This is a genomic window from Candidatus Omnitrophota bacterium (genome assembly GCA_040755155.1).
Lineage (GTDB): Bacteria > Hinthialibacterota > Hinthialibacteria > Hinthialibacterales > Hinthialibacteraceae > JBFMBP01.
Window position 1 is genome coordinate 1 of record JBFMBP010000030.1, and the last position, 18,410, is coordinate 18,410.

An 18,410-nucleotide genomic window follows, 5' to 3' on the forward strand; every position below is an offset into this window, starting at 1 on the left:
GCGATTGGACAACGGCGATATTCTGGCGGCGATGGATCAATTCGGCCCCGGCGCGCCTCGCTCTTCGGCAACGGGGAGAAATAATATGGGCCTTCTTTTCCGGTCTAAGAATAACGGCGAAACCTGGACCAAGCCCATAGATGCGGAAACCGGGCTTCTCTTTTCCGGAACGGGAGGCCAGCCCGACGGCCCTAACTACCATTGCGCTCCCATGCCCGTTGTCGATCATAAGGGACGCCTTTATCGCGCCTTCGAGAATTGCGCTCCGCCCAGCTGGCCGGCGGGATTCCGCGCTTTGGTTATTTCGGCGGATGCGGACGCCGATCTGCTCAAAGCCTCCTCTTGGATCATGAGCAACCACTTGATCTACGACCAGGAGACCGATCCGCCCGAATTCGCCAAGGGCGCGGAACATCTTCCCGGCGGCAAAGCGGCGGGATGGCTGGAAGGCAACATCATCATCGCTCCCGACGGACGCATGTTCGATATTCTGCGCGCCAATTCCCTGCCCGTCGCCGACCGCGCCGCGATGGTTCTCGTGGAGGATGAAGGGGGGAAAGTCAGTTTCGATCCCAAGACCGGCTTCATCGAATTTCCCGGCGGCATGTCGAAATTCTCCATCCGCCGCGATCCCCAAACCGGCGTTTATTGGACTCTCGCCAATAACAATACCAATCCCGCCAATCCGCGGCAGCGCAACGTTTTGTCGCTCTATTCTTCACGCGATTTGCGTTCCTGGAAGCATCAGGAAACGCTGCTGGAGGATAAAGAGGATTTCGCGCGCATCGGAAACGATTCCAAAGTGGGATTTCAATACGTCGATTTTCAGTTCGATGGCGACGACATTATTTACCTTTCGCGCACGGCTTATAACGGCGCGCATAATTACCACGACGCCAATTACATGACGTTCCACCGCATCGAAAAATTCCGCCAACGCTATGATGAATGATGAAAAACGCCATTGCGTATGGGACGTTTCAAACGAAGGGCAGTTCGCCATTTCATTCTTCTTCATTATATAAAATAACGTATTCTTGTCGTAAATAACATGATATACTGATATTCCAAGAAATAGCGTATGCAATGGGGATGACAATTTTAGCTTGGAACTTGAATAGACGAAGAAGGAGGAAAGCGCGATGGGAAAGAATATTTTCATTACCGTATTAGGAATTATGCTATTGGCCTCTATTCCAGCGTTTGGGAAAAACCCGTTAGGGCCGGGGTATGCGATTTCTTTTGCCAGAGGCGTTGTCATCGACGGGAATTTTGACGATTGGAGCGGCGCGGAATGGGTGAAATACAGCGCGTCCAGCATCGGCGCGACCGGCGGCTACAATTGGAACAATCCCGAAACAGATTGTACTTTCGCCATGATGTACGACGATGAGGCGCTCTATTGCGCTGCGAAAGTCAATGACGATATCATTTCATTTAAAGAGTCTACGACGCCGTTCGAGTGGTGGACGCGGGACGGCGTTATGTGGTTCATCGATTTCACCAACAATGACGAGCAAGAAATTCTCCTCTGGCCCGATGCGTTTCAGGATTTCGAGGGCGCCAATAGCCAGAAATGGCTGCCGGGCGAAATGATCGTCGTTATCGGAGCTACGGAAGATCAGACCAGCATAAGAACCAGACGATGGTCCGTAGGAACCCGCAACGGCGACCGTTCGGATTCCTCCGATAGAACCATGGCCGATGGAACCGTAGTCCGGGGCGAAGTCAACGAGAATTGGGAAAGCAAGGTCATCATCACAGGAACGAATTATATCGTCGAAGCGAAGGTTCCTTGGAGTTCGCTGGAGAGAAGCCAATATTACAGCGATCCCGTGGGCGTCGATCCTTCCAATCCCGATAATACGGGGGGACTCACTCTTGACGAACTGGATCGGCTGGGTTGGAAACCGCTTCTTCCCAATCCCCTTGCCGGGAGTAAAATAGGTTTTACCCATTTGTGGATCGATTGCGATTTGCCAGCCGGCGGTTTCGATGCGCAAGTCATGTGGGTTGGGGATGGGGATATCGACGCCAGATGGACGGAAGCGACCTTTGCGATTCCTACTCCGGTCTTCGATTGGGATTTGTTTGAATAACGCATATTACGCAATTCCATTTCCCTCGCCCTCTGGGAGAGGGTTAGGGTGAGGGACTAAGTTCAATAATATCAACCCTCACCTAACCTCTCCCAATCTTGGGAGAGGAATTGTAGACACGGCAAATTCCTTGAAAAATGGCGTTCATGCGTAACATAAGTGAATAAATTTATTATCCACTATCCCGATTCATAAAAAAGAATGATGTATGGCGGGCTTTATGCGAAACACAGCCCGCCATATTCTACAATACGATAAATAGATAATCTCTCGCAATGATTCGCATTGAATCCAAGCATGAAGATAAAAGTTTTGCGCATCATCGCCCGTTTGAACGTCGGCGGCCCCGCCATTCACGTCATTCTGCTGACGGCGGGGCTTGATAAGGAAAAGTACGAAACGGTTCTCGTCTCCGGCGTGGAAGGCCCTGATGAAGGGAATATGTACGCGCTGGCGGAGGAAAAAGGCGTCAAGCCGGTTATCGTTCCCAACTTAGGCCGCGAGCTCAATCCCATCCGCGATATTCTTACGTTATGGAAATTGTACCGGCTTATCCGCCGGGAACGCCCCGACATCGTCCACACCCACACGGCCAAGGCGGGAACCGTAGGCCGCCTCGCCGCCCTGTTGGCGGGAACGCCGATCATCGTCCACACCTTCCATGGCCATGTTCTGCACGGCTATTTCGGAAAAGCGAAGACGGCGTTTTTCCGCACTGTCGAGCGTTTTCTTGCCCGCTGTTCCAGCGCCGTCATCGCCGTCAGCGAATCCTGCCGCAACGACCTCATCCATTACGGCATCGGCGGCGAGGATCGCGTCATCGCCATTCCCCTCGGCTTGGAATTGGAGCGTTTTCGCCGCGATCCCGAACCGCACCGCAGCGAAGTCCGCCGGGAATTAGGCATCCCACTCGGCGCCTTCGCCGTCGGCATGATCGCGCGCATGGTTCCTATCAAACGCCACGAGGACCTCTTCCACGCCATTCCCAACGTGTTGGAAAAATTTCCCGACGCCTATTTCGTCAATGTTGGCGACGGCGAATTGAAGCCGCAACTCGTCGCTCTGGCGCAGCAATTAGGTATTGCGAACCGCTGCCTCTTCCCCGGCTTCCGCGAAGATCAAGAGCGCATTTACGCCGCAATGGATTTGACCGTCCTGACATCCGCCAACGAGGGGCTGCCAGTGGCCGTTATCGAGTCGCTTTCGTCGGGAACGCCCGTCGTCGCCACCCGCGTCGGCGGCGTGCCCGAATTGGTGCGGGACGGGGAGACGGGCTACATCGTGGAGCCGGGAAATCCCGATTCCATCGCCGAGGGATTGCTCAAAGCCATCGCCGATCCCGCCAAAACCGCCGCTATGGGGCGGCTTGCGCAAGAGGAAACCATCCGCAAATATTCCATCCAGCGGCTGATTCGAGATATCGAGGAATTTTATGGAAAATTATTGCAGGGGAAATAAGGATTTTTTACAACGAACGCAACGTATACGGGCGAGCGCCTTTAAAAAGATTTTTCCGTAAAATCTATGTTTCATTCGCCTTTTTTGGGCGGCAACGATAAGGTTATTTCCCAATTTTTATTGGATTCGGTATATACGAAGAATTTTTGAATTTCGCCATGATATACATGTTTAACGAACAGATGGCAATAGGAAGAGGGCATATTCTTAAAAACGGCAACTCCGTCTTCCAAACTGACGGCTTTTTTTTCGAATATCGATAAACCGCCGAATAGATGCAGCGTAACGCCTTGAATAGAACATACGGCGATGGATATCGGTTCGTTAGTCTGAGCGTCGATAATTCGCATGGAAAGATTGGAATTAGCGGCATACCGCTCAAGAAGAATTTCTACTTCCATAAATTGGGATGGATTATCCCGCAGATCGAAAGGCTTCGAAAAACCGACGCTAGTCTCTCCACCAGCAACGATCAAAAAGGGTCCTTGGCTTTCATCGATGTTCTTAAAGTAAACTACGGAAGAATCGATATCGCGCATTTCCTGGATATGACCCAAATTATTGGCATTCACAAGATAAGCGCATAATTTTTGCATCCCATCATTATTGATGAATACTGCTTTCACGGCTCCTTGATAGGGAATCATATTTACAACGATTGTTTCGAAAATCGGCAAATCGCTTAAAGGATGGATGTAAGTTTTATAATTGCGATGATGGGCGGCGAGTTGGCTGTTTTCGTTAATGTCCATTTCCCTTACTTCGAGCTGAAAGGTTCCGTCCGGCGTGGATTCCGTGAATCCAAACGACTGCGTTCCATCCGTTATGCTTAAGCGCGCGCCGTGAATCGGATTTTGGTCTGGATCGACCGCAAGGCCATGCATAAGGACTTTTGGGGCGTCGTCCTTTTCGACGAAAATTGGGAGTTCCATCGTTCTATCGGCGGCGATTCCAAACGACTGCGGCGATAGAACCTTATATCCTTCCAATTCGGGCAAGTAGCTGCCTTCGGGAAGTTGGATTTCTACATAACCGTTCTTGTCGGTAATCGATTTCCAGGATAATTCTTTCTGATCTCTATGCGCGTAAGGAAAAAACTGGACAGGCTGTTCGATTTGCGGTTCTTTGGAACGAAAATCCCTAACCGTCGCTTTCAACCATCCCATTGGTTGATTCAGTACAATATAAATCGGTTCGGAGGAATGGCGGCTGCGCGCATTGGCGATTTCTCGATATCCGAAGCCGTGAATGGGATGAACGGCGGAAAGAAGCAAATCTTCACGCCCTTTCTCGCGCTTATCTACGATATATTGAAATTCGCCATTCGCGCTGGATAATGCGCTCGATTCCAATGGCGTTCCCGACGGCGATCTTTGACCCTTCAATCCGCCGCGAACGACGGCGCCGGATACGGGACGGCGCTTTGAATCGATGACAACGCCGCCAATGAAGAAGGATGGATCTAATTGAAAATTTACTTCTGCGCTGGTTTGAGTTGGCGTTAGCTTAACGCGAGGAAAGAGAGCATCGAGTTTTTCCGTTCCTTCATAAGAAATATCGCTTACAAGCCAATCCTTTCCTGCATTGATATGGACAAAGTAATCGTCCAGCCGAAGGTTTTGAAAAACATAGCGTCCTTCTTGGTTGGTGAAGGTTTTATCTAAATAGTTATGTTTCGTCGATCCATAAAGTTCGATGGTTGCGTTAGGAATAACGCGATTCGCCGCATTCAAGGCGCGTCCGTAGATCAATCCTTGCCTTCCATTCAGCGTAATTGTATATAGGTTAGGATTTTGTACAATGCGGATTGTTTCTTGGGTCGAATCGGCGTACATCGGGTGAGAGGCGGAAAGAGAATATTCGCCCGGTTTCGGCAATGCAATTTCGGCTTTCCCTTCACCGTCCGTTTGGATATCGCTTAAGAAAATCCCGCCGACGCTTGATCGCAGGCTTACATTGGCGCCGGGAACGGGAATATGAGCGTTGGACTCCACTCGAAGAGAAAGCCATAAGGTTTGTTTTAGTTCGATTTCAATATCTAAATCGCTTTCCTTGACGAAAAATTCCTTGCAAGTCGAAACGTATCCGCTGGCGGACGCGATGATGGAGTAGCGGCGATCCTTATAAAGAGATTCATGCCTCCATTGCGCATCGCCGTTGGAGGATGATTTTTTTACCGTTGTGGCCGAAAGAATTTCGTTCTCATAGAATGATATGCTAACATCGCAATCTGCGCAGGGAGGAATCAAACGCAGGACGGCCTTCAATACGAAAGATTTTTCTGGAGCCGTTGCAAGCGCCGCGTCATTATTATCCGCTTGAACGTCCAAAGAGCGCTCGGCAGCGGCTCCCGCGATCGGGAAATCCGTCTTCGCTATGGCATGATGCCTGAAATCCGGCTTATCATTTTCCCAAGGCATGGAATGCAAAGTTAGATAGACAAAGAATCCAAGCAGAGAGAAAAAGATTACAAAGAAGATAAGAAGCCGCCGTTTCATCTTGGAACGATATCCTCACTCCCTAGAAAAATGCCTTAACGAAATTATCCCAGAACCTTCAATTCTTATTATTCTTAACCTTGGTTCGGTCTCTCGTATTTCCGGGTATATAATCGCCGTTTGCAGGAGGATTCGGCGTTTGTGGCCGATTTCGATTAATGGCGAAAAGCTCGTACTTTCCCGACTTCCAAGATTCAAGGCAACTATCGCTTTCAAGATGTTTGATTGTGCCTTGCAAAGAAGCGCATTCGGATTTTTTCGCCATTTGTACGATATTAGAGTATTTATTGTCTCCTGTAGCAAAGTAAAGAAATCCAGCAAACTGAACGCATAAATGAGTATGAGACTGAACATAGGCAATCAACATTTGCTGATCTGGATTGAGAGATTGGATCGGCTGCGCCGCCAAATCGCTTACGCCGAAATACTGATACCACTGGTTGACATCGATAGGATTGCTTTCCGCAAAAAAGCGCTCTGCGAATGTTAAAATTTTCTGCTTAAGCGTTTCGTTTTTAAAGAAATTAGGGCCTACTAGGTGAAGAATTGTATTAAGACATCCCGATTTAGCTTCAATGATTTTCTTGGAGTAAGATTTTTCTTTTCTTTCCATAAATGAAACAAAAGGATCGATCAAATCTGCGGGATCCTCATCGACTTTTTTTGCGGAATACAACAAAACCGCATCGCTCCAGAAATCCGAAAATTCAACATCCTTTAGCAAGCCTTCGGCGAAAGCGACTGGATCGATGCCTTTCTTTTCTAATAAACGACTGCGGTTATAGAATTCTTGGTTAATAATACCTTCGCTCTCATCCAGATATCGATTTAACCAACCGGCTACCTGACTTTTTGCAATTTGCGTTTCTTGCGGATAAGCGGCGTAAGAGAAAAGTATGGAAATAATAGAATTTAAAAGTATTACGTGAATGTAATTCATAGTATTTATCGGGAGATATTCCCAAAACCTTCAATTCTTATTATTCTTAACCTTGGTTCGGTCTCTCGTATTTCCGGGTATATAATCGCCGTTTGCAGGAGGATTCGGCGTCTTTGGCCGATTTCGATTCATGGCGAAAATCTCATACTCTCCCGACTTCCAAGATTCAAGGCAACTATCGGTTTCAAGAAAAATGGCTGTTCTACTGACAGAAGGACATTCGGATTTTTTCGCTGCCTGTAGGATTTTTTCATACTTTTCATCTCCAGTAGCATAATATAAATATCCAGCGAACTTGACGCCCATACTTGCATGAGACTGAACCCACGCAATTAGCATTTGCTGATCTGGATTGAGAGATTGGATTGGCTGCGCCGCCAAATCGCTTACGCCAAAATAATGGTACCATTGATTGATGTCTATAGGATCGCTTTCCGTGAAAAAGCGATCCGCGAAAGTAAATATTTTCTGCTTAAGCGCTTCGTTTTTTAAGAAATTTGGTCCAATAAGTTGTTTAATAATATTTAGGCACTCCGATTTCGCTCTAATGATTTCCAAAGGATAGTATTTTTCTTTTCGTTCCATAAACGCAACTAAAGGGTCAATCAAAGTTTCGGGGGCCTCATCAACCTTTTTTGCAGCATATAACCATACTGCATCATCCCAGAAATCCGAAAATTCTATGTCTTTGAGCATACCCTCGGCGAAAGCGACGGGATCGATGCCTTTTTTTTCTAACAAACGGCTGCGGTAATAGAATTCTTGAGTCGCAATGCCTTCATTTTCATCCAGATAACGATTCAACCAGCCTGCTACCTGGCTTTTTGAGATTTGCGTTTCTTGCGGATATACAGCGATTGCGACAAATAAACTTGTAAATAGGAACATTTGATAAATCCATAAACGTTTCATTGATTTATCCTTTCTTTATGCCTTCGATTAGTAATTTTGATCCCAACGGAAGGAGTTATAATATGGATTAAGCCACGGATATTTTTCAAATCGCCAATTCCAATCGCCATCCCAACCGCACCTTCCATCCCAGTGCATGATATTCCAATTAAAGCAGGATTGTTCTATACGATTTTGGGTTGCATATACATATTCGCCATAATGATATCCCTCAAATGGAGGAGCGGGTGGGGTTCTTTCACTTGGCCATTGATACATGCCCGTATCATTTACTGTAAGAGATGGAAAATAAGGTTCGTAAGTGTGTCCCCATTCGTGAAGAAAAACTTTGGCTGCATAGGGAGCGCTAACGCTCACAATATTGTACTTTCTGATCAAAGACAGTCTGCTACAAGGTTTTGTAATCCCGGCATAGAGTATTTGGATATAGATATCAGCGACTCCCACTACTCGATACGTGCTTTCAGGGACGCTGCCGCGAGTCGCAGTGTCCCAAGCATTTATGTCATTTACATCCCTGATTATAGCATTCGCCAAATCGGAATTGATATGACAACCGGTTGAACAAAAGAAGGCGCAGACTCCCCACGTATCGCTCCAGGGCGCTCCATTCGTCCAGGGCGTTGCATTATCAGCCTTAAAAAAGGGGGCTGTTGCCAATCCAATTGTAACTACGTCTACCGTTTGCGCAAAAACATCCAAGGCGGGGACAATCGTATTTTCCCAATAATCTTGCGTTATTCCAAGACCTAATGACGGCCACCAAAGTTCGATGTATTCGTCTCTTGTATTCGAATACTCGCAAAAACCATTAATGCCTATGTACCCAGGAGGAACTCCAAATGCTGGGGGACTAATTAAGGGGATGGCGATTAGAGCCATAAAACAAAGCCTTTGAATAGAATCAATGGTTTTGGCGATAGAAATACGCATGGAAACGCCTCCTAATTATTTAAATATGTCTAATTTTACAGAACAACGCCTTAATAAAACAACGCCTTAATAAAACAACGCCTTAATAAAACAACGCCTTAATAAAACAACGCCTTAAAATAATCTTATAATAAGTAATTGAGCCTGTCAATACAAAATAGAAAATATTTTTCAATATGAATAAATTTTTGATTTTAAAGAAAAATAGGCGGAGTTTTTCTATTTCATACAGCGATTCGTTTTTCCTCCCGCCGCGTGTATACTTGTTTTTCGCTGGCGCTCTCTTACGGCGCCGATTCCACCCTGTGGCATGAAGGACGATGATTTCTATTTTCGACGGTCAGTTGCGTTTGGGCGGGCGAGTCATTTTTTCCGGCCTTTCCTGGCGCATAGGGGATAAAGATCGCATTGGCTTAGTCGGCCCCAACGGCTCCGGCAAGACCTCGATTTTGCGCGTTCTGGTGGGTGAATATTCGCTGGAAAAGGGAACTGTGGAGCGCTCCCGCAGCCAGCGCATCGGCTATCTTCCTCAAGACGGCTCGGAATTGCCCGACCGCAGCGTCTCCGAAGTGTTGATGAGCGCCTTCGATGCGTTGAACCGCATGGAAGCGGAGATGCGCGATCTCGTTCATATTATTCAATCTACCGACGCCGCCGATCCCGCTCATGAAAAAGCCATGCAGCGCTATGGCGTTTTGGAAGACGAATTCCGCCATCGCGGCGGCTATAGCCGCGAGGCGGAAGCGCGAAAGGTACACTCCGGCCTGGGCTTCAAACCGGCTGATTGGGACCGTCCGGTGCAGGAATTCAGCGGCGGCTGGCGCATGAGAGTTCTTCTGGGCAAGCTGCTGCTGGAGAAGCCCGACATCCTGCTTCTCGACGAACCGACTAACCATCTCGATCCCGATACGCTAGCGTGGTTCGAGCAATACCTTCTCGCGGGCGATTCCGGCCTGGCGCTTGTTAGCCACGACCGCTATTTTCTCGACCGCATGACGACGGGAATCGCTGAAATTGAGATGGGGCGATTTCTCACATTCAAAGGCAATTATTCCAGTTATAAAAAGAAAAAAGAGGAACTGCGCGAACAACTGCTGGCGCAGAAGCGCAACCAGGATCGAGAAATCGCCCACCTGGAAGCTTTTGTGGAGCGTTTCCGCGCCAAGAATACCAAGGCGACGCAGGCGCAATCCCGGCTCAAGCGTTTGGAAAAAATCGAACGCATCGAAATCGAGACCGGCCCCAGCATTGTATCTATTCCCATGCCCCAGGTTCCCCGCAGCGGCAAGGAAGTGTTGCTGTTGGAAAATCTGGGCCATTGCTACGGCGATCTCCGCGCGCTGCATCCCGTAACGGCGGCCATCTACCGGGGCGACCGCATCGCCGTTTGGGGCGCCAATGGCGCGGGCAAGAGCACGCTTCTTTCGTTGATGGCGCAGGAAATGCCGCCGACCGAGGGAACCGCCGCCTGGGGATACAATACTTTGCCAGCCTATTTTTCCCAGCATCACGCCGAGTTGCAGTCGTCGCAACGCTCGTTGATTGATGAACTCGGCTCCGCCGCGCCGCCGGAAATGCAGACGCGCCTGCGCGACGCGCTGGCCGCTTTTCTCTTTCGAGGCGACGACGTATTCAAATGCGTCTCCGTTTGCAGCGGCGGCGAAAAGAGCCGTCTGGCTCTCGCCAAACTTTTGATCCGCCCCATAAACGTCATGATCCTTGACGAACCGCTCAACCATCTTGACATTTCCACGGTGGAAATTCTGGAAGAGGCGCTGCGCCGCTTCGAGGGAACGATTATTTTCGTCTCCCACGACCGCTTCTTCGTCGACCGCCTGGCGACGCAGGTTTGGGAAATGAACCAAGGCCGCTTGCAGATTTACCAGGGGAATTATTCCGATTACGAATACGCCAAACGATACCGGGAAGAGCGCGCCGCCCTCGACGGCGCGGCTAATTCCCAAGACGACGCCTCGTCCGCCAATTCCCGCCTGGTCCGCAAAGAACGCAAGCGTCTGGAAGCGGAGGAGCGCAATCGCCTCGGCGCCAAGCGCCGCGAGCAGAAAAAAAAATGCGAAACGGTAGAAAAGGAAATTCATGAAGTGGAAGCGGAGATTAAGGAGATTGAAGCCCGCATGGCCTCCGGCGCTCTCGTTCGCAATCCCACGGAAATGGCGAAGACCAGTAAGCGTTATAAGGTTCTTCTCAAGAATAAAGAAAAACTCTACGCCCAGTGGGATAAAATGGTGGAAGAGATCGAAGTGGCATAAGTGTAGAAATGTAGCATAGTAGGGTGGGCTCAAAGCGAAGCGTAGCCCACCATTTGCATCTCATCGAATCATCCCATCGGCTGCAAGACCCGCATCAACATATTCAACGCCGATTTCGCATTCTCCGCGCTCAATCCTTGTACGCAATCATCAGGAACCGTCACTTTGAATCCCCGCATCAAGGCGGAGGCGCCGGTGTAATGAACGCAGATTTCCGTGCAGACGCCCGTCAAGATCAACTCCGATACTCCTCTGGCGCGCAACTGTTCTTCCAGATCGGTAAGATAAAATCCGTCATAGCGCGTCTTTTCGATGACGACATCGCCTTCGCGGGGCGCCAGTTCCTCGACGATCTCCGCTCCCCGCGTTCCCTTCATGGCGTGCGGCGGCCAGACGGCCAGTTCGGGATCGCCGGGCGCATGGCTGTCGCAAAGGTAAAAAACCGGCGTCCCTTCCCGCCGCGCTTTTTCCATCTCGCGCTGAATGTTGGGGATGATATTCTGCGCGCCGGGAACTTGCAACGGAGCGCCGTCTATGACGAAGTCGTTCAACATATCGCTGACGATAATGGCTTTTTGGATCATCGCAGAAATATCCTCCTATCGCGCTATGGATTGCGTTATTTGAACCGTCAATAACTCCTCTATTAAATAACGATGGATCAAAAAACGCGACCATCCTGCTTTTTTCTTATCATTCATCATTCATTGGGATCCGCTCCAAATCCAGCCGATACATGATCTGATTGTAGTCATAGCGCGGCGTGGCGCAGGGATTGCCGGAAAAGGTCGTCGAATAGGTTCCTTCGAAATAGATCATGCGGCCGTTTCGGCGGTCGAAAAAGGGATGATGGACAGGATTGTAAAAAGAATACCGCTCATGGGTAACGATTTTCTTCGCTTTTTTCCACGGTCCCGTCAATTCGCCGGATTCGGCGCACCATACTTCTCCTAGATAGGAGGTTCCTCCTACTTCGACTCCGATGAGAATCCACTTTTTGCGATATACGTTCCAATGGACCGATCCGGCGTGAATGACGACTGTATGTCCGCTGTCCGCATCCTTCGGCAAGAATCGGGCGTCTTCTTTGGCTATTTTTTTTGCTTCGATTAATTCCTTCTCTTCCGCCGGGCCAATGGGATCGGCGCCGGTTTTCCAGGCGAAGAGCGGATGTCCTTTTTCCAAGACGAGCAGCGAGTTTTCCCCTTTATAATCAGAACCGTTTTGCAAGCATGTGAACGCTTCGTATTTGGATTGATCTTTTATCGCAGAGAGATCGGCCTGCACGCGAACGGTTGGAAACGGCATTGGGAAATAAATGTATTCTTTCTCCCCATCTTTGACGCGCAGGGGATGTCCCCGCGGACATTGCCATTTTTTATCCAATTCGAATTCCACGAGTTTTTCGAATTCCTGGCGCGCATCGTCGAAAATAACCAATCCATGTTCTAACATCTCGCCCAGGCTTCGCATGTGAGCGTAATGAGCGATCAGCCGTTCTTGGCCGGATTCGCCGGGGAGGGTCAATAAGCCATCGATCCAAATCAAACCCTCCTTTACGATGGGACTCATGGATTTGCAAAATCCTTGGCTATCGGTGAAATAATGAAGATTGACGCCTTGATCGGGCGGCAAGCCGACTTGATCGGGAAATTCGGAAGTGGCGCCCGATACTCTAAAATTCCCTAAGGGATATTGCGGGCGGCTGGTATCGCCCCAAAACCAATACAATTTCCCGCGATAGGGCGCAACCACGGCGGAATCCTGCCCCGCGACCTGGCCGTTGAGCGCAGGATTTTCGATGGGCGCCGCTTCACCGGTCAAAAGGCTGTCGCGATAGACGCCCTGGCCCGTAATCCGATAGAGGCGTTCCGCGAGGTTATGGCGCTGCAGCCGGATGACGGCCTCCTTGCCGCTTTTGGGACGAAGCCGGACGCCCTGCATTCCGAATCCATCTTTCGGATAGGAATAGCCATGACTTGTTACAGAAAAAAACACATCGATTCCCATCAATCCCGGTTCGTAAAAAGCGGCGATTCCGTTACTGTCCGTATAATATCGAATTTCGTTGACTGTCTTCAGTTCCGCCATAGGAACTCCCCGCCCGGTCTCTTCATCCACGACGCGAATTTTGAAATAGGGATTTTCCTGTCCGGCAGCCGACATGACAACCATTGACAAGCAAGCGAAAATTATGTTTGTTTTTATTTGTATCGTAAGTTTCATGGCGATTTTCTCCTATTATTAACTCATTTTACGCGGGATTGAAAAGTTTAAGTAGTCAATTAGAATCGCCGTTTCGAATCACAAAAACTCGAAACGAAAAAGAAAAAATTGGCGCATGGGATCACGCCGTGAATTGCGTTGTTCCGTGAAATCCAAAAAAATCCGTGATATCTGTGATTCAAAATTTCGTGGAATTCGCCCCTTTTCGTGGTTTCGTGATTCAGTAACGAAAAATGAAACCCATCCTGCTCTTTTTAACGGTTCTTCTAATTGGCGTCGAAATACCAACGCCGAAAGATAATGAACATGGGCTGCGTAACATGAGTTACTAATAACAACAAATCCCACCCTACATGGTTTGGGATGTCAAGGAGGAATATATGGGTAAAGCAGGCGGGACGCCTGCTTTACCCGCATAGAGAAAAACGATGCCGGGTAATTTTGTTAATGTTTAGTAATTGGAATGATATGTTTTTCCATGACCACTTTAATAAATAGTATCGTTCGCTGGTTTCAATCCTATCCATAATCTCTAAATTACGATGGGTTAAAAAACGCGAATCATCCTGCTTTTTTTCTCATTATTCATCGCTCCTGGTTCACTAGTCGAGCGCCCTTTCTTAACGATACATCGAATAAAGGCGAAATTCCCGGCGCGTCTTCTTGGGTTGCCTTAACGGAATTGCTTGAGGAGCGTAGGGAGGCCGAGTAAGATCATGAAACAGTTTCGTCCTCGCCGATCGAATGATCGTTCGCTCCTGCCGATCGGTTGGATCGCGGGACGGATAACGCCCAGGGAAAATATGGACAACGCGCGCCAACTCTTATACGGCATTTTGCAAACCGGCGCATCCGGCGCGAGCCGCGATTCCAGCGCCCAGCGCCTGACGGCCCTCATGCTGACGCAACTAGGAAAGCAGCCGTGGTTTCCCGCTCAGGAGGAAAAATGGTGCGAACGCATCGCCGCATCGGCCGCCGACGGCGTCATGGCCAAACTGATGGCCCTAGCGGAACGCCAGATGGAAAAAGCCGATCTCGAAACGCATTTGGACGATCTTGCCGACGATTTAACGTCCACTGTCTTTTATACGCCGGAAGGAGTGCGCTTGATTTACTCGCCCCATCCGCCCGTTTTCGACGCCCTGGCGCAGACGGGGGCGGAAATCCATTCCCGTCTGATCCATCGCGCCGCCTTCAACGCCGTCCGCCGCAACGCTTCGGGTTTGAAACATCTCTCTCTCAATCCCGCCGATCTGAGCGATGAATTGTGGGGCGCCGTGATGGAGGAACTTCTCCGTTGCCTCGGCGACGCCTCGGCCCGCGTTTGGACAAAGGGGGATCCCGCCCCGGCCGTCTTTCCGCTCGACGGAGTTCGCGGCGCCCGCCAGGGAATTATCCTGCGCGTGGCTTTGTCGAAGGACGGAACCCGGCTTGCCGCCGTCCGTTCCGATTCCATGCTCTATGCTTGGAACGTTCCTCAACGGGAATTGATCCGCTGCTGGGACTTGAAAGAACTAAATCCCCTCTCGGAAAAACGTTGGGAACCGGCCTATCTTTATTTTTCCCAAACCGGCGCCCAGCTGGCTTTGGAAACAGACGCCCAGATGGTATTTACATTTTCTCTTGAAGAATCGGACCTCCATGTTGGCAGCTTCCGGGAAGAGAACAAGGAGGTTTTTCTCCAACAATTCGGCGAACCGTTCCTGCCCGATTTGGAATTGGCGAAAACCTCCGCTCTTCAAATTCGCGCCAAATCAGGGATCCTCGCGCCGTTGTCCCAATACCTCCAAAAAGTCTACGATTGGACCTGCGACGCCAAAGGCAAAACCATCGCAACCGCCAGCGAACAGGAACGCGCCATGCCGGAATGGATGCTCAAGGCGGGATTCGAACGCGCCGTGTTTCATATCGCTAAAAAGCGCCTCATCGACCTGATCCGCAAACATACTCATACCAGTTACGCTTGCTGGCGCTGCGGCTCCATGATTTCCGGCCCCTCGGAAACGAAATGCCGCCGCTGCGGCGCCGATTTCACCCGCTGCCCGGCGGGCTGTCCTATTCCCCCCAGCGAACCCCTCGGCGCGGCGAATCGGTGGCAATGTCCCCATTGCGGATTAGCCGCCCGCGTTTGGGAACCGATATATCAAGTAGAACTAGAGGATCGCATGGCGGATTCGGAACCCGAAATCAAGGAATGGCAAAGACGGCATGATATGGAACGCATCCAGCGAGCATTGCGCAAGGAATCGCTGGCCTACAAAAATCGGGAAATCGCTTTCGATCGCCTTTTATCCTTGAAGGCGGAAGGAATTACCAACGAAGAAATCGCAATTCGGCTGGATATCCCAAGAGGTTCCGTGGACTATGTATGGAACCAGTGCAAGCAACGAATTATGCAGTTTTTTGGAGAAAATTAAATAGTAAACGGTTCACGCAAGCAGAGCGGGTCGAGCGAAGCAAGCCTCGCCAGCTAAAACCGATTGCAGACGGTGTTATCATGAACGAGAAAAACGCAATCCATTCCCGCCGCGCCGCCTCCGAAGAGACCTGGAAGCGCGTCAACGAACTTATCGGCGCCATCGAAGCCGATAAGGAGATGGCGACGCCCTGCTCGCTTGAAGCCGCCGCCGATGCGAAGGACTCGTTGGATCGATGCCGCTTCCGTCTCTTGGCGTCGATCCAAAGCGGCGCGGAATACCGCCATCCCGCCGCGCCTTCTCTCGTGGAACGCTGGACGCTCGATCATCGCCGCAAAGACTGGCTGACTCGCCTAAGCGAAACTTTAAACGCCTTCGAATCTTGCAGCCGCGAGCGCTGGGAGGAAATCCGTTCCTTCTTCCTCCCCCTGCAATCGGTATTGGATATTCTCGCTCCGCGCCTGGTTCCCGCGCCCGCCCATCGCGGCGTCTCGGCGGCGAAAGAGCGCGTCTACCAGCCGCGCCGCCGGGCCATCGAACCGGCCGATCTTCCCGTATTCAATCCCTTGTTCTGCGCCGCCATCGATCCGGCGGAAAAAACCTTCTCCCTCTCCGGACTCGCTCCCCACGCGGTTTACGAACTGACTCTCCTCTGCGTTCAAACGCCTGACAAGCAAACGAAACTGACTCTCCACGCTTCCGCGGAAGGAAAACTGGACATCGGCTTTTCCGCCATGATGGAGAAGAAGCCCGCTCAATCGCAAGAGCCGTTCGAATACGTCTGGCTGCTGGAAGAGAACTCCGCCGGGGGCGCCTGGACTTCCGGCCTCATCTGGCTGGAATCGGAAAAGATCCGCGCCCTGTCGAACGAAACCATGCGCCGCTTAGCCGATTCCCTGAAACAGGAGCCGGACGATTCCTCGGCGAGTCTCCTTTACGAGATCAACATGCTCGTCAAGCGCGAATATTTCCTGAAAGCCTACGAACGAGCCCGCCAGGGCCTTCTCTTCTCCTCCAGCCTGCGCCGCGATGAGAGCGCCTTACCCCTCAAGGAAGCCCTCTGGCAATTCGTCAACCAAATCGTGGGCAAAATCCTCTTCCGCATCGAAAGAGCCGAGCCAGTCTTCCGCGCCCTCAAGCCCGAATGGAACGCCGCCGCCTCTCTCCGCGCCCTCCACTCCCGCCTTGTTGAATGGGAATAGCGCCGACGGCATTTTATCGTAAGATAGGGCGTATCGTTCGACGCAAGAATTGATCTATCCATCAATTCTTGTTTGCGGCCCATAACGCGAATTTCCCGGTTTTAAGGGGCGCGGAACAAATCATTACCTGTTCGTTCCGTGATGAACAGATAATAAAGCGCATGGGAAGCGTTGATCGATGCGCGACGTAAAAATTTATTGTTGATATAATAGAGGGCGGCCAAGAAGCCTTCACAAGACGCAAGGAGATTTACCTGTTATGGAAGCAGTAGAACTCATTGAGATTATCAGCCGGGGGGAAGATAGCCGCCATCAGTTTAAAGAAAATATCACGAATGCAAATTCGTTGGCCGCTGAAATGGCGGCGTTTTCGAATTCGCATGGGGGAAGGATTTTTATTGGCATCAACGATCGGGGAGAAATTACCGGATTATCTTCCGAAGATATCCGCCGTCTCAATCAATTGGTTTCCAATACCGCCATTCAAGGCGATAAGAGTGCGATCAATCCTGAAACGGAAAACGTTCGCGTTAGAGATAAAATCGTGATGGTAGTAACCATTCGCGAAGGAAACGCGAAACCTTACACAGACTACCAGGGAGTAATCTGGGTGAAAAGCGGTTCGGATAAACGGAAGGTTACTGCGCGAGAAGAAATGCGCCGTCTTTTCCAGGAGTCGGACCTAATTTATGCCGATGAAGTTCCTGTAGAAGGAACCAACATCGACGATATCGACAGTGACTATTTCGAAGCCTTTTATCAAAGAATTTACGAGGAACGTTTAAACCAAACCGATATTCCTATAGACCGGCTTTTGGAAAATATGAACCTCGCTAGGAATGGGCGCCTCAACTTGGCAGGCTTACTTTTATTCGGAACGAATCCGCAACGAAAGAAACCAGCGTTAGTAATCAAAGCCGTGTCGTTCTATGGCAACGATCCGGCCGCTCAGGACTATCGCGATAGCGAAGATATTAGTGGAAATCTGAAGACGATGTATGAGAACGCTATGTCGTTTCTGAAGAGAAATTTACGGAAAGTCCAGGGTCAACAAGGTTTTAATTCGCTCGGAAAACCGGAAATACCGCCGATCGCGCTCGAAGAATTGGTTGTCAACATGTTGATCCATCGCGATTATTTCATCAGTGCGCCTTGGAGAATCTTTATATTTGACAATCGCATTGAATTAATAAGCCCTGGCCATCTACCGAATAATTTGACAGTGGAAAATATAAAGGCGGGCAACTCAATACTACGGAATCCGGTTCTCGCCTCATTTGCGACTAAGGAATTGCCCTATCGCGGAATCGGCACCGGCATTCGCCGGGCGCTGCGGCATTATCCTCATATTGATTTCGATAGCGACTATCAAAACAATCTGTTCGTTTGCGCTATTCATCGGCCAATTAGTGGGGAAGACAGAAAATAATCTTGATTATGGATGCCAAAAATACA

General features: G+C 49.9%; 13 protein-coding genes. 7 read left to right on the forward strand and 6 right to left on the reverse strand.

Features of this window, described 5'->3' with window-relative positions; translation table 11 throughout:
- The 3 genes from AB1656_03445 to AB1656_03455 all read left to right on the forward strand — a co-directional run.
- Positions 1-952: exo-alpha-sialidase (locus tag AB1656_03445; GenBank protein MEW6234420.1), on the forward strand; the 952-nt coding region annotated here is incomplete at its 5' end.
- A 190-nt stretch (positions 953-1,142) separates the two neighbouring features.
- Positions 1,143-2,099 carry a sugar-binding protein gene (locus AB1656_03450; GenBank protein MEW6234421.1) on the forward strand — a complete coding sequence of 319 codons (957 nt, stop codon included), beginning with the start codon at positions 1,143-1,145 and terminating at the stop codon, positions 2,097-2,099.
- 297 nt (positions 2,100-2,396) lie between these two features.
- Complete coding sequence (locus AB1656_03455; GenBank protein MEW6234422.1) at positions 2,397-3,557, forward strand: glycosyltransferase family 4 protein; 1,161 nt, start codon at positions 2,397-2,399, stop codon at positions 3,555-3,557.
- Between the two features lie 71 nt (positions 3,558-3,628).
- Here AB1656_03455 and AB1656_03460 read toward each other — a convergent pair whose 3' ends face one another.
- From AB1656_03460 to AB1656_03475, 4 genes are read right to left on the reverse strand one after another with little or no spacing between them, the layout of a single operon-like run.
- On the reverse strand, positions 3,629-6,055 hold the full coding sequence (locus AB1656_03460; protein MEW6234423.1) for a carboxypeptidase-like regulatory domain-containing protein: 2,427 nt from the start codon (positions 6,053-6,055) through the stop codon (positions 3,629-3,631).
- Positions 6,056-6,113: 58 nt separating this feature from the next.
- Positions 6,114-6,995 carry a hypothetical protein gene (locus tag AB1656_03465; GenBank protein ID MEW6234424.1) on the reverse strand — a complete coding sequence of 294 codons (882 nt, stop codon included), beginning with the start codon at positions 6,993-6,995 and terminating at the stop codon, positions 6,114-6,116.
- 30 nt (positions 6,996-7,025) lie between these two features.
- Positions 7,026-7,907, reverse strand: coding sequence for a hypothetical protein (locus AB1656_03470; GenBank protein ID MEW6234425.1), 882 nt, complete (start codon positions 7,905-7,907; stop codon positions 7,026-7,028).
- A gap of 27 nt (positions 7,908-7,934) precedes the next feature.
- Complete coding sequence (locus AB1656_03475) at positions 7,935-8,840, reverse strand: hypothetical protein (GenBank protein MEW6234426.1); 906 nt, start codon at positions 8,838-8,840, stop codon at positions 7,935-7,937.
- A gap of 320 nt (positions 8,841-9,160) precedes the next feature.
- Here AB1656_03475 and AB1656_03480 point away from each other — a divergent pair, with 320 nt between their 5' ends.
- Positions 9,161-11,110: an ATP-binding cassette domain-containing protein gene (locus AB1656_03480; protein MEW6234427.1), complete on the forward strand. Its 1,950-nt coding sequence runs from the start codon at positions 9,161-9,163 to the stop codon at positions 11,108-11,110.
- A gap of 68 nt (positions 11,111-11,178) precedes the next feature.
- On the opposite strand, the gene AB1656_03485 is transcribed toward AB1656_03480, so the two are convergent.
- Positions 11,179-11,694 (reverse strand): isochorismatase family cysteine hydrolase, encoded by a 516-nt coding sequence (locus AB1656_03485; protein ID MEW6234428.1) that lies wholly within the window; start codon positions 11,692-11,694, stop codon positions 11,179-11,181.
- Positions 11,695-11,803: 109 nt separating this feature from the next.
- The gene (locus AB1656_03490) at positions 11,804-13,336 is read right to left on the reverse strand and encodes a hypothetical protein (protein MEW6234429.1); all 1,533 of its coding nucleotides are present in this window, start codon (positions 13,334-13,336) and stop codon (positions 11,804-11,806) included.
- Positions 13,337-14,052: 716 nt separating this feature from the next.
- Here AB1656_03490 and AB1656_03495 point away from each other — a divergent pair.
- The 3 genes from AB1656_03495 to AB1656_03505 all read left to right on the forward strand — a co-directional run bounded on the left by AB1656_03495 (position 14,053) and on the right by AB1656_03505 (position 18,384).
- Complete coding sequence (locus AB1656_03495; protein ID MEW6234430.1) at positions 14,053-15,753, forward strand: hypothetical protein; 1,701 nt, start codon at positions 14,053-14,055, stop codon at positions 15,751-15,753.
- Positions 15,754-15,833: 80 nt separating this feature from the next.
- Positions 15,834-16,955, forward strand: a complete 1,122-nt coding sequence (locus AB1656_03500) for a hypothetical protein (GenBank protein MEW6234431.1) — start codon at positions 15,834-15,836, stop codon at positions 16,953-16,955.
- A 259-nt stretch (positions 16,956-17,214) separates the two neighbouring features.
- The gene (locus AB1656_03505; protein MEW6234432.1) at positions 17,215-18,384 is read left to right on the forward strand and encodes an RNA-binding domain-containing protein; all 1,170 of its coding nucleotides are present in this window, start codon (positions 17,215-17,217) and stop codon (positions 18,382-18,384) included.
- The last annotated feature ends 26 nt before the right edge of the window (positions 18,385-18,410 follow it).